Origin of the sequence: Kordia aestuariivivens (assembly GCF_014397005.1) — a bacterium.
Lineage (GTDB): Bacteria > Bacteroidota > Bacteroidia > Flavobacteriales > Flavobacteriaceae > Kordia > Kordia aestuariivivens.
In genome coordinates this window covers 42,034-55,446 of the sequence record NZ_JACGWS010000017.1, presented here as the reverse complement: position 1 = coordinate 55,446, position 13,413 = coordinate 42,034, and the positions used below count along the sequence as shown (strand labels likewise).

General features: G+C 31.3%; 13 protein-coding genes. 5 read left to right on the top strand and 8 right to left on the bottom strand.

Annotation, left to right across the window (positions count from 1 at the left end):
* The first annotated feature begins 450 nt into the window (after positions 1–450).
* The gene (locus H2O64_RS21005; RefSeq protein WP_187564205.1) at positions 451–849 is read left to right on the top strand and encodes a GlcG/HbpS family heme-binding protein; all 399 of its coding nucleotides are present in this window, start codon (positions 451–453) and stop codon (positions 847–849) included.
* A 107-nt stretch (positions 850–956) separates the two neighbouring features.
* Here the strand turns inward: H2O64_RS21005 and H2O64_RS21000 are convergent, their stop codons facing one another.
* Both H2O64_RS21000 and H2O64_RS20995 read right to left on the bottom strand, forming a co-directional pair.
* Positions 957–1,142, bottom strand: coding sequence for a hypothetical protein (locus tag H2O64_RS21000; RefSeq protein ID WP_187564204.1), 186 nt, complete (start codon positions 1,140–1,142; stop codon positions 957–959).
* Between the two features lie 242 nt (positions 1,143–1,384).
* Positions 1,385–4,699, bottom strand: a complete 3,315-nt coding sequence (locus H2O64_RS20995) for a M4 family metallopeptidase (protein WP_187564203.1) — start codon at positions 4,697–4,699, stop codon at positions 1,385–1,387.
* A 103-nt stretch (positions 4,700–4,802) separates the two neighbouring features.
* On the opposite strand from H2O64_RS20995, the gene H2O64_RS20990 reads away from it, so the two are divergent.
* From H2O64_RS20990 to H2O64_RS20980, 3 genes are all read left to right on the top strand, one after another.
* Complete coding sequence (locus tag H2O64_RS20990) at positions 4,803–5,000, top strand: hypothetical protein (protein ID WP_187564202.1); 198 nt, start codon at positions 4,803–4,805, stop codon at positions 4,998–5,000.
* A gap of 178 nt (positions 5,001–5,178) precedes the next feature.
* Positions 5,179–5,502 carry a hypothetical protein gene (locus H2O64_RS20985; protein WP_187564201.1) on the top strand — a complete coding sequence of 108 codons (324 nt, stop codon included), beginning with the start codon at positions 5,179–5,181 and terminating at the stop codon, positions 5,500–5,502.
* Between the two features lie 29 nt (positions 5,503–5,531).
* Positions 5,532–7,232 (top strand): hypothetical protein, encoded by a 1,701-nt coding sequence (locus H2O64_RS20980; RefSeq protein WP_187564200.1) that lies wholly within the window; start codon positions 5,532–5,534, stop codon positions 7,230–7,232.
* A gap of 82 nt (positions 7,233–7,314) precedes the next feature.
* Here H2O64_RS20980 and H2O64_RS20975 read toward each other — a convergent pair whose 3' ends face one another.
* The 6 genes from H2O64_RS20975 to H2O64_RS20950 form a co-directional block, all read right to left on the bottom strand.
* A complete protein-coding gene (locus tag H2O64_RS20975) occupies positions 7,315–8,361 on the bottom strand; it encodes a type I restriction endonuclease (protein ID WP_187564199.1) in 1,047 nt (348 codons plus the stop codon).
* A 429-nt stretch (positions 8,362–8,790) separates the two neighbouring features.
* Positions 8,791–9,327 carry a hypothetical protein gene (locus H2O64_RS20970; protein WP_187564198.1) on the bottom strand — a complete coding sequence of 179 codons (537 nt, stop codon included), beginning with the start codon at positions 9,325–9,327 and terminating at the stop codon, positions 8,791–8,793.
* Positions 9,328–9,377: 50 nt separating this feature from the next.
* A complete protein-coding gene (locus tag H2O64_RS20965; protein WP_187564197.1) occupies positions 9,378–9,677 on the bottom strand; it encodes an HNH endonuclease signature motif containing protein in 300 nt (99 codons plus the stop codon).
* 103 nt (positions 9,678–9,780) lie between these two features.
* Positions 9,781–10,488 (bottom strand): response regulator transcription factor, encoded by a 708-nt coding sequence (locus tag H2O64_RS20960; protein WP_187564196.1) that lies wholly within the window; start codon positions 10,486–10,488, stop codon positions 9,781–9,783.
* Positions 10,454–12,133, bottom strand: coding sequence for a tetratricopeptide repeat-containing sensor histidine kinase (locus H2O64_RS20955; RefSeq protein ID WP_187564195.1), 1,680 nt, complete (start codon positions 12,131–12,133; stop codon positions 10,454–10,456). Before H2O64_RS20955 ends, H2O64_RS20960 begins: the two co-directional genes overlap by 35 nt.
* A gap of 25 nt (positions 12,134–12,158) precedes the next feature.
* Positions 12,159–12,329, bottom strand: coding sequence for a hypothetical protein (locus H2O64_RS20950; protein ID WP_187564194.1), 171 nt, complete (start codon positions 12,327–12,329; stop codon positions 12,159–12,161).
* Positions 12,330–12,699: 370 nt separating this feature from the next.
* Here H2O64_RS20950 and H2O64_RS20945 point away from each other — a divergent pair, with 370 nt between their 5' ends.
* A complete protein-coding gene (locus tag H2O64_RS20945; RefSeq protein WP_187564193.1) occupies positions 12,700–13,404 on the top strand; it encodes a hypothetical protein in 705 nt (234 codons plus the stop codon).
* Positions 13,405–13,413 lie beyond the last annotated feature (9 nt).

Genomic DNA, 13,413 nt, shown 5'->3' with positions numbered 1-13,413 from the left:
GTTTTCATTTGTTTCAATTTTAATCGGTTTATAATGTTATTGATATGTATACAAAATACGTACCGAAAAAAACAGTATAAAATTTTGATCATTAAAACATTGAAGATCTAAAACTGTTAAGTATGTTTTTTGACAAATATTCTTACACTTTAAAAGCTTCTTAAGTATTTCGTGAGAAAAATTTGTATTTTTAAGAAGATTCTCAGAACCTATTCCTTCTACGTCTTATGATAAACTACTGTGAATACATGAAAAAAAATAAAGCATTAAGTATAAAGAATTTCAAGAAAATTATACTTGGGTTATTAATAAAATTAAAAGTGTCGAGAAAAACTAAATCACATTTTAATACACTCAATCTAAAAGTTCAGTTTAACGGTTTTAGTAACTCTAAAAAGTAATACTTCCTATACATTTGCAACATACGTATAAAACTAAAAAAAGGAACCTATGAATATTACATTAAAACAAGCAGAAAAAATTATTGCGGTAGCAAAAGAAAAATCTATCGAAATAGATACAAAAATGAATATTGCTGTTGTAGACGCAGGAGCAAACCTAGTAGCATTTGCACGAATGGATGGCGCTTGGTTAGGTTCATTGGACATATCAATTAAGAAAGCAAAAACAGCGCGCTATTTTGACATGAACACAGGAATCATTGGAGAACTTTCTCAGCCAGGAGGTCCATTATTCAATATTGAGCATTCAAATAATGGTTTGATTACTTTCCCGGGTGGTGTGCCAATCAAAAATGCAGCAGGCGAAATTATTGGAGCAATCGGAGTGAGTGGAAGTTCTGTTGAAAACGATCACACTGTGGCTGAAGCTGGAGCGTTAGCGATCTAAAATTATAATTTATATATTGAAAAGAGGATACCTAAAATTTTAAGTATCCTCTTTTTTATTGATCTAGCTAACGAAACTTGTGGCAACGTTTGCTTGAAAACTACGAATTATATAGGTCCACATACAAGAGGATATGTAGGACACGCCCAAAGATTTGAATGACACCAATATTCATCAGTATTACAAGGAATTCCAAATGTAACATACGGAAGACCACCTTTCACATTTGATAACGAAAGATTGGAAACTGACTTTTTGTTAAGCTTTAATGATTTTAGGTTCTTTTTTTTCATGATATAAAATTTTGGTTATGTAGGAAAATTATGAAAATAAATGAAAAACCATGTACGGTAAGCCCGTATTTAACATTCAAACAGTAGTTTAAATACAAAAATATAGCAACATCACTGTCTAATATCATAGGAATAGATGTATTTACAGAATTTTCAAAAACTCCAACATTAAAAAACTTAAGAGCCACCTATAAATTACTTTATAGATGACTCTAGCTATCTAACTATATTATTTTTTATTTCTATTCAATAACTACACGTTTTGTAATAACTTCATCTCCAACAGTAAAAATGAAAATATACAATCCTTGTTTTAATTTTGAACGCAAATCTAAATTGAGTTCCAAGACTCCTTTATCTAGTTTTAACTGTTCAAAATTTTGTATTTGATGACCATTAAAATTGTGAATTTTTAAAGAGACATCTTTTATATTCGTATCAGCAACAACTTTTACACTCATCATTCCTTTATTTGGATTAGGTGAAATAGAGGTAATTGCTACTCTATTTAGAAAATGACCATATTGCACACAAATCAGGTCCGAAGGTAATGAAGTAGCACCATTAGAGCAGATGGTTCTTATTTGAATAGAAGTACAATTGTTAAAACCTAAAGGTAATGTAACACTTGTATTGGAAGTTTGAATCGGCACCATAGAAATCGGCCAAGTACAACTACAATTCTGTGCCCAAACATTTGTACTTTCTACAATGTACCCAACAGCTCCAGGAACAGGATTCCAAACAACGGTGTTGCCTAGTGTTTGTATAGTTGTCGGTGGATCTAGCAGACAGCATTCTTCAAGTGTAAAACTTTGTTGTAGCCATAGTTGCCCACAAACTGGATCTATAATTGATAACTTAACGGCATACGTCCTATTGCCTTGAAAAGTAACAGCATTATTACCTGGTAAGTTTTCAAATATCTCGGTAATATTTATAGGAATATCTAAGCTACTTGGTATCCAATCTGTGCCTACAATCCATTCATAGTTTCCACTTCCATTTAGAATCCACAGACTCATAAAAATTTCATCAACTTCAATACTTTCACTTCCATTAAGATATACGCCTTCTCCTAAGCAAAACGTGTCGTCTTTGTTACCGTCTTTGTCTTCGTAGTGATATGCAATAGAAAGGTTTCCATCTACATAAGTGAAATCTTTCTGAACTGATATCTGACCACAACCAGGACTTTTAAGTGATAATTTTACAGCATAGGTTCTAGGGTGAAAAGTAACAGCATCAGTACCGGGTAAATTTTCAAATATTTCTGTAACATTTACAGGGTTTTCTAAATTTCCTTGTATCCAACCTGTACCTACAATCCAAGTATATGTACCACTTGAGTTTAATTTATATAAAGTCAAAAAATATTCATCAACCTCAAAATTATCGCTTCCGTTAAGAAAGACGTCTTCGCCTAAGCAAAATTCAATATCTTTATCTTTCTGTGCATCTTCATAATGAAATTCTATATCGCTGCCATGCATTGTGAAATCATGTTCCAATGGAAACCATCCACATTCATCAGCATTAATTGCTAATTTTATTCGATACGTTACACCGTTTTGAAAAATCACACTTCCATCAGGATCATTTGCATATAAATCAGTAATATCGATTAGACCTGGACTCCCATTAAACCAGCCAGGAGATGTAGAATTAGAAGATCCCTGACTTGCTAACCAAGTGATAGTTCCGTCATTGTTAACTCTCCAAACATCCATATAATACTTATTCTGCGAGCCTTGAATGGTTGCATTACCATTTAAAAAAATAGTTTCTCCATCACAAAATTCATTTTTTATGTTTCCTTGAGCATCTTGAAAATGAAACGCCAATACTTCATCTATATCACTCTCATCGCCCACGCCTACAGCATAAAAGGCATTTTGAGTAGCTACTGTTTGAGGAGAACATGCACCAAATAAATCAGTTGCGGCATTAATGGCGCCTTCTCGAGCAAGTGCAAAAGTAGAACCTGAAGTTAGATATTCGGTTTGCATTCTGTATGCTATTTGTTCTGCATCATGAATACCAATTCCATTAACACTAAATGTATCTCCATTATCGTTTACTTCATCAGTACTCGCTGATCCTTCTACTAATAAAAAGAACCAATGATTTAATACGCTACTGTTTGTATGAACACCTCCAAAATCACCTGGACCAGTAGCCCAAAAAGTACCTTGATAAGTATCAGGTAAGTTTAAATTATTTGGGTCAGACATATCTCTTAGTGCATAAGCATTGGGTGTAACATCTTCACCTGCAAACCATCTGTTCTTTTCAGGAGCAGCCATACTTACAACACAAGCGCCCCAAATATCTGAAAGACCTTCGTTAAGCGCTCCAGATTCATTTAGATATACTAAATTAGAAGACATTAGTGCTTGATCTACTGCATGCCCCAATTCATGGGCACAGACATCTAAAGATGTTAACGGACTAAATATTGTACCATCTCCATCCCCAAATACGATATTGTCTCCAGTCCATTGTGCATTATTAGGAGTAGTATCAACAATATTTCCAAAATTATCTCTGATTGGAAAAATTACGTGTACAAATGCATTTATTCTAGCGCCGCTACCATCATAACTATCTCTTTCATGGACGGTAGAAAAATAATCATAGGTCATTTCCAATCCCCAGTGCGCATCTAATGCTGCTTGATCTTGGTCAGCATTATTCCATTCTGCAGCAGTCCAATTATCGTCTGCGTCTATAAAATCAATAGCCCCGCCTAAATTACTATTCAAAACTCCTTGATTATTTCGGGTATGTATTCCATTACCTCTAGTCGCGTCAAAAAGTCTAAAACCGTTTGGAAAACCGTTCGCTGCACCTTGTGTTTCAATATTTCTTTGTCCACTGTACATGGTATCTGCATCTGAAGAACACATAATTTGTTCTTTAGCAACGATGTTACCTGAATTGGCATCAACAAAATAAATAGCTCTATCAAAAGGAGCTAAGGTGTAAATGTCATATTTATAAACCAATTTGTATTCAAAACCAGTTTTCTGACTATTCTTAACTGGAAGAATTACCAATTCACCTTCAGGTTTCAGATAATCACCTCGTAGCGGATTATCTTCATTTTCCCAAGCATAGGTTTTAGCATTAATCTTAGTTAGAAGCGTTTCAAATGCCCTCTTTGCAGAAATAGTTGCCGTTGTTGACGCTAGTTTCACATCGTAAAATTCGCCATTAGCTCGTTTTAGGAGTCCATCTCTAGTATGAACTTTATAAACACCATGCTCAACTTTTATGTTGTTGTAATAGTGTTGATAGGTGTAATGAGTGAATGAAAGACGGTCCGTTTTTGTATGAATCTTTCTTAGTTCATCATTTGTTTTTATTTTTAATTCTTCTTTAAAGAAAGATTGTACTTGGCTGACTTTATAGGAATTTGCTTCATTGAAATTAATAAAAGTAGAATTTCCAAGTTCGGAAATTACTTTTTTATCAATTTTACTTTCTTGCGCTATTCCTTGAAGAAATAGTCCAAAAAAGAGGATCCATAAAATAAATGTTTTTTTTGTTTTCATAAATGTAAAATTTAATTAGAATTGGTTTTTTTGAAGTAAATAATGATTAAATGTAAAGACAAAAAAAAGCGAATAGAAGTACCGTATATGACAATTCACGGAATTGCGTAGTATCGTATATGACAATTCACGGAATTATAGGAAAACTACAAGAGATTTTATATTGATTCGCGCATTTTCATTTGAGGTAAGTAATTATTTAGCTTGTAATTTCTCAAATTATGGTAGTATTGATATTGATATATTTACTGTAGATGATATGATACTCACAACAACATCAGGAGATCCAACATTCTTTTAATGAGATATTAAAAATAAAAAAATCCCAACATCGCTGTTGGGATTTTACTTTTAAGAAGAAATTTTCTCTGTACCCCCAAGGTTTCTAAAATCGAACTTTTTCATTGAGGATTTGAAGGCAATTAGCGTGTTTGTAAAAGAACACGCTTCCTTATTAATAGCATCTTAAACTATTGATAATGGAACAAGAACTAAATAAACTCAATCCGTCTTTTGTTGGTGTTATTAATGCCATATGCGAACGTTTTCATAATCTTATTGAGAACGCTAAAGTCTACAACGAGTTTACCAACAAGCAAAATACTATCCTGAAAAACACTTGCCAAGTATTCAATTTCTTTAATGAACACTTGCAACAAAGCAACAAACTGCAACAATATATAAGAACCATGAAGCGATGGCATGATCCATCATATTTAGGTGAATTTTGGGAAGTAACAACACTTACTTCCCTTCTTTCACATCAAGACTTCTTTTCCGTTAAAACTACTATATCTAGCTAAAAAATCACGTGCAACAAAAAGAAAAAGAGATGCAACAAAACAGCAACAAGGAAGCAACAAATCAACATGACAGTAATTTGATAATCATTAAAGATCAAATTCCTGAAAAAACATTACGCCCATACATGCTAAGTGAAGACCGCTTAACAATGTTACAACGCTACAGGGTTTATGTGAACGGTTACAATGAGTATGTAAAGAAAAGAAATGAGGACATTAAAATATATAATAAACGTGTTTCAGAGTTTGTTACTACACATAAATTAGAGCAACAAGCCATTGTTGCAAACTCAAACTTTAAAAATAAAATACATAAAGGAATTAAAGTAAAATGGTTATCCATTAAAGATTATAATTTGTTTGTAGCGTCTCAAAATGGTACTATGTTACTGCTTACAAAAAAGTTACATCGTAAGATTAAAGCCATGCATGAACGTACTTTTGAAGTGATTCTATGGCAATATGGCAATCAACTAGCTGATTTACGCAATCATTTAAAGACACTTGACACAAAACTTGGTGTTAGCTTCCCAAAAGCAAAAATAACCTCTACAGGAATTGCACACTTAACAAACGATGGACAACCTAGAATTTTATATTCATCCCGAACAGTTCAGAATCATATCTATCGATTACGTGATGCGGGTATACTTACAGAATATCGTTTTCATGGCTCTAAAAAACCTGTTAACTTCTTTATCAACAAGGCTATCTTTTGCATGCATGAAAAACAAATAACGCTTAATGATAATCAAGTAGTTAAGGTTGTTTTAATGCAAAATTTTCAGGATAAAAGTGAAGATACAAGAACATTTACTAAAGAAATAATAAAAAAAGTAGGGAATGTTGATAACCATTCCCAAGATGCGGAAGTATTTTCTTTTGCTGCTGAAAATAGCAACAAAAACAAGAACACTTACAAGAACACCAGAAGCGATAGTCCTCATAAAAAATCTAATCAGAACGAAGGCAAACTAGGTGGCGGCGAAAATTTCCCGAAAAATGAGTTATCAGAGTATTTACGAGGTCAAGTTTTATACAAAACCGTTTTTCTAAATGCACTAACTGAACATCACTATGATACATACAGTTTTTCTGCTTCCAACATGACTAGACGTTTAGAAACAGAAGCTAGACAAGGTGCCATGTCAAGAGAAGAATTTAGAGAACTGCTCTTACAGCAATTCGTTAAAATAGCAGCACCAATTTGGAAAGGACAAAATGTGTATTACGGAAGTTGGCACAATGCATACCTTCAAATTGATGATGAGTACCTGTGTAATCCAAACGGAAGCATTCCAAGAAAAGAAACGTTGCTCTACATGTTTGGCTTTTTAGTGTACCGAATAGGTCGTGCAAAACGTTTTTTTAGAAGTAAAAAACAGTATGTCATACATTTTCCATCTATCTATTTTGATGCAACACGTAAACAACCAAGTGAAGGTGGGTTTGCATATACGGTAAAATGGCTTAAACAATATCAAAAGTATCAAGATTTACGTGCAACAAGGAAGCAACAAGCAGCAACAAAAGCTGGCGCACGACGTAGACAAAAAACAAACGAGGAAAAAGTAAGAGATCAAATAAAACTATATATAAAAGGTACAATTGCATTACCACAAGTTTACACCTATATAGAAACCAACAAAGGCATTCCTAATTACTTCATTACGGAAGTTCCTAGACTGCTAAGACTATTAACAAATAAAGAGTTTGATTTATATGAGTAGTAATAAAAGGGTAAAATAAAAAACATATTTGACTATTTTTGGTTTGAGGTTTAGGTTAACTATTTAATTAAAAAAATCAATTTCAATCATAATAAGTTACAGTCTGTAAAAGTGCTTCTTGGTGAGCGTAAATATCATCAATTGTTTCTATATGTACTTTAATTTCTTTTTTGTTTTCTTCAATTAGTCCTAGGTATTTTTTTCCACCACTTAGATGCAGTCTACAAAGAGGTTTCCGATTATTATTATCTAGCAAAATTCCAAAATAGGATTGTGTATCTCTGTAAAATATTCGTTCATGCGCTATATTTCTTCTTAATATTGCAACTACTATTTTAAATCCATCTAATTCCTCTTCTGTTGTGTTTACCTTACTTACTTCAACTTCTTCTATATTTTCTTCAATTTGTTGTTCAGTTTCTTTATTGAGGGCGCTTTGGAGTCTATCGTTTACCTTGTCGCTTATCAATTGATTGATAGCTTTATGAACTAGTTCACTAAATTGCTCCATCACACGTTCTGTTAATCTCCCACTGTATACTTTTGAAGCAAAAAATCTAGTAAATTCAGGGCTAGTCTTTACGAGTTCACTACTAAAAACTTTTTTAATTTCTTGGGTATATTTTAAAGAACTAGCATTGTTTAAGATTTTAGTAACATCAAAGTTTGATTTATGAAATTTTGATATTTCATTTACTATTGAATCTTTTAAATGTGTAATTGTAAATTCTAAAAATGGTTTATTGTCCATTTTATTTTTCTCTTCCAAATCAGTGTAAAAACGATATTCAATACCATTGGTTAACAAAGCAAATCTTGATTTAGATGCATGAAAATATCTAATTAACTGTGAACTATGAGTATCTAAACTTTCAACCCAATGTTTACATTCCATAATGAGAATTGGAATATTATCTTGAAAAATTGCATAATCAACTTTCTCACCTTTTTTCAAGCCTACATCTGCCGTAAATTCAGGAACGACTTCTGTTGGATTGAAAATATCGTACCCTAGTAAATTAATGAATGGCAATACAAAAGCTGTTTTAGTCGCTTCTTCTGTGAGTATTTGTTCTTTCATCAAATCAATTTTTTCAGAAAGCTCTTTTAGTTTACTTTGTATATCCATGATAGTATTACTTGTTTATTTGATTTTTTATTTCTGATGTAGGTAACATCTTTTATCTGCATTTTTAGTTTGATTTTGACAACGTTCACCTGATTTCTTTTTTCCTCTACATTGTGAAGTTGTTTTCCTTTTAATCTTTTCGGGTGGTTCAACAGATTCTTTATTTTTACTCAGCTTGCTAGAAGTGTTTTTTGTAGTCAGCTTACAAACTTTACAAGGTATATAACCTAAACTTTTCGCTTTATTTATGGTTAACTCTTTATGTGACTTTTTAAGATATCTACAACTCGATTTATGATATTTTTTTCCTGATTTTGTAGTGTACACAGTTTGTGAAACAAGATCAGAAGAGACTAGGAATATAATCGTATAAATAATATAGCATAAGTGTTTCATCTTTATTATGGTTAAAGAATTATAGTATCAGAATTATTCTTGTTTTAATAATGTTATTTTTTCTCTTCCCGTTTTTAAAGCATTTGCTATTACTTCATCAGATTTCAAAAAAACAGTCCCATCGTTTCCTGTATCAAGTTTCATATACCAAGTAATTTTGTTTTTGCTAACATAATAACCTAGCAGGAATTCATCATCACTAATAAATTTATTCTCTAAGTAGTCAGCTCTTGTAGATATATCTTTGGTTGCTTGAATTTTTAAAGCTGTTAAAGCTTTTTCTATTTCAATGATATCTTCATAAGCAATAGAAGAAGTTACTGTATTGTATTTACCTTTTTTTGAAATCTGAAGAAAGTATTTTGCTATCTCTCCAGATACAATTTTCCTAATTTTAACTTCGCAATTACCATAAGCTGATTTTATTTTGGGTAAATTAAAATCTTCAAATTTCATAATCACTCCTTTTTTTGAAACAAAGTCTAACATTTTAGACTCCTTGACTTTTGGTGGTTGAGCAAATGCTAAATTGCATATCAATAAAATAATTATTACTAGAATATTTCTCATGATCTTATTAGTGTTTTTTGTTTGAATAAATATTAAAGGTATAAGTTTAATTAAGGACACCTCCAATAACGTTTATCTGCTTTAGTTGTATTATTTCTCCAGTGTAATGGTTGTAAGTTACTGAGGTAATCACTTCCTCCGTTTGCTACTGCAACGATATGGTCAATTTCCCAACCGTAAGTTGAATTTCTATTTCCAAATTCAGACCATTTAATTACTTTTCCACATTTATCTTTTCTCCATGTAAGAGAAGATTTACCGTTAATTCTGTTTGCTTTTCTCCAAATACTTAACTTTTGTATATCTGACCAACTACCACCTATTCGGTTTGTATTTGATTTTCTCGCCATGATTGTATCTTTTTAAGTTTATACTGATACAAATCTAAAACGATTAAATATCAATCACTTGTGGAAATCCACGATAGCAAAAAAATAAAGTAGTGTTGAAATATTAAATAAGGTCTAAGCTTTGAGCAAGGTAAATGAGTTGTGAAGTAGTATTTGCATTAAAATTATCGCGAAGTCTGCTTAAACGATCTTCAACGGAACGTCTGCTATTTGGATTGATACCTTTTGATTTGAAGTAATCTGCAATTTCATCTTGCTTTAAACCACGGGCAACTAATTGAAGTAGTTGTTTTTCGTAATCATCTAATTGAAAAACATTTTTTTGATGTAACGTGGCACTAGAAATTGGACATAAGTACTTTTTATCATCTTGAACAGCTTCAATTGCTTTGAGAAGTTCTTTTGTACCGTTTAACCCCTTACATACATAACCATCAATGCCTATTTCATTGGTTAAATGATTAATTACTGTTTGTTGATTGTTAACGGAAAATGCAATAACTTTTATTGTTTGTTGTAACTTTTTCACTTCTGCAATAAGTACTTCTCCTGTAGTAATTTTAGGGTTTTGAGTATTCGTTACAAAAGATAAATCACTGATTAATAAATCAAAAGGTTGTTTGTAATGAAGTCCTTTCTTAATCTTCAAAATTGCACCATCACATGATTGGGATGATTCAACTATCTCTATTCCTATTTCTTTCAACTTAAATACTAAACCAATATTACTACTATCGGTATCTTCTGCGACTAAAACTTTTTTGAACTTCATAAGGCTATTGAATAAATCGTATTTCGGTTTTAAATCCATTTTCAGGACTCGTCTCAAAAGTAATAGTTCCATTGATTTCGGCGATGCGGTTTTCCACATTTGCCAGACCATTTTTTAATAAAGTATTCGCTTTGGTGGTACCTTTACCATTATCTACATACTTGATAATTATATTCTTTTTTATTTTTGTAAACGTAATACCGACTAAGGAAGCTTCACTATGTTTTTTCATATTGGTAAGCAGTTCTTGTAGCACTCTGTAAACTTGTTCCTTTTTTAATTTAGATACGGAATACCAAAAATCTATAGCGATTTCATTTGTTACAATTTTAGTCGAATCATTTCCAAAAGAATTTAACAAGGATAGCAATTCATCGTGATACCCTTTATTGGTATCTATAGTTGTATATGTTTTAGAAATATCTCTCGCTTTGACATAAATATCATTCAATCCATTTAAAACTTGTAACCCTTCTTTTTCCAACAAAGAAGCAGGATTTGTTTGTATTTGATTCATTAGGTAAAAAATATCATTTCCTAATTCGTCATGTACTTTTTTGGAAAGATTGCGTTCTGTTTTATGAATTTGAGTTAGTGTATGTCGTTTGTTTCGATTGCGCTGAAGTATGATTAAGAAAACCGCTATTATTAGTATTAGTCCACCTAAAAACGCAAATAAAAGAGTTTTACTTTTTTGTTGTTCTTTATTAGATTTTTCTTGAAATACTTGTCTTTCTAGTTCAGAAATATCATATTTATATATTGCATAATTATTGTTGTTAAACTTAATTTTTGATAGACTATCATTGAGCTTTTTATATCTCCTTACTCTTGGATCAGAATGCAATTCCATCTGTAACCCTAGTGCATCTTCTTCAAAATTTGGAGTTTTTATTTTTTGACTTAGTTCATAAACCTTATTCGCATAAAACCTTGAAATTGTGTCATTTCCTTGATCATGATAATACTTAGTCAACTTATGATAACTCGCAAACATTTCAGTATTAATCCCAACTTCTTCACGGAGCCTTAATCCTCTTTTAATTAGTTTTAAACCTAAAAAAGTACTATCTAGTTTAGTATATATATACCCTAAGTTATCTAATATTCTAGCCTTTTCAAGAGTGTCTTTAAATCTTGGAAAAAGATTGTATGCATTTACTAGTTCATTTTTTGCATTTTCAACTTCATTAAATTCTCTGTAAATATTAGATATATTGTTATAAATTACAGCACTGTCTAATGCTGAACCTGATCTTTGTATAGCTCTATTAAACAACTCAATTGCTTTTTCTTTATTTTTTTGTTCTCTGTAAATATTGCCTAATAAGTTAAAAGCTGATTTTTGATATTGAGCTTTATATTCTGGATCAGTAAATAAATCAATTTCTTCAAGTATAGATACTAGCAGATTTTCCGCTTCTTCATAATTGCTCATATTTTTTTCAATACTAGCAAGGTTATATTTAAAATAAAGAATATATGGATCGTCTTTCTCTATGCTATTAAGTTCTGTTTCAAAAAAAGTTTTCGCCTCAATTAAATCAGAAGCATTATTAAAATTTTGAGACTTTTTTACATAATAAGGAATACTATCATTTTTTCTTTGTCCGAGTAAGCTTTGGCTTCCCATGAAGAAAATAATAATTAAAAAAAAGAGGAATGAATTTGTATTATTTTTCATTCCTCTAAAATACTAAATTATAACATTAATCTCCTAATCCATTTCCTGGTGGCGGTGGCGGAGGTGGTGGAGGTAATTCACCTTCATCACCACAACAAGCTTCTATTTCATCTGTTTCATCTAATACTTCTGGAGTACACGATTGAAACCCTAATATGTGGAAAACCACAAGTATAACTAAATATATTTTCTTCATTTTGTTTAATTAAAAATTTGACAATAGTGTGGCTGTCCGAAGTTGTTTTTCAGATATATATTGCATACTAGCCACACGTTAAAAATTGGAGACGTCTCTCCATTGTTTTGGGAAGTAGAAGTGAAAACCGAAGAAGTCTTGACTTCCCTTTTTAGAAACAACTTAAGTTTTCAACTTCTTATGGAGTTTAATCCGTAAACCTCATTACGGGTGAGATCATCTTTTAAACTCTGAAGCAAATGAACAAACAAAATGAAACAAAACAGTCAACACGAATTACTCAATAATCAAACAGATATGTATACACATTGATGAAGACAGCATGAGGAACTCATGTAGGACTTATGATAAATACTAAACATTGACTTTTATGAAAGAAATTCTATTTCAACAAGCGTTCAAAAAAGCGAAACAACAGAGCGGTAAAACCAGTAAAAACGGAGTCTCATCACATTTAGAAAATGTATTTGCAATGAAACTCAATTTCCAAACAAGCAAAGTGACTTTTTCAAGATATTATGAACAATTCATGGAAGGAAAAACTGGAAAAATTATGAATCCAAGTACTGGGTTACTTGATAAACTTGCCGAATATATAGGCTATAATAGCTATGAAGATTTTGTAACTCAATTAGATCAAAAAGATACTCCAACAAGAGTCAGTTTTTTAAAGTTTGCTAGGAAAAGTAAATGGTTTATTATAATTACTTTATTGGCTTTGGTTACAGTTTTTATAATTATAAAACTGAATAAACAACGATGGATGGTTTGGAATTTAACACATTATGAAGAGGTACAATTTGATTTAGAAAAATATGAATTGGGGCAACTAAAATTATACAAAGAGGAAAGAATAAAAAACTTCAAAAAAATTGAAGTTGATTGTCAAACTGAATATAAAACCCCCGAGGGAACTATAAAAATTTGGTATGGTAAAAATCATAAAAAAGAACTGCAATATTTTACATCATTAGGACTTCACCCCGAAACAGGGAATTCATTAAAACCGCTTTCTAAATATATGTTTGAAGAACATATTTGTATAAAAGAATCGTCAAACTCAAATAAAAATTAATTATAAAAT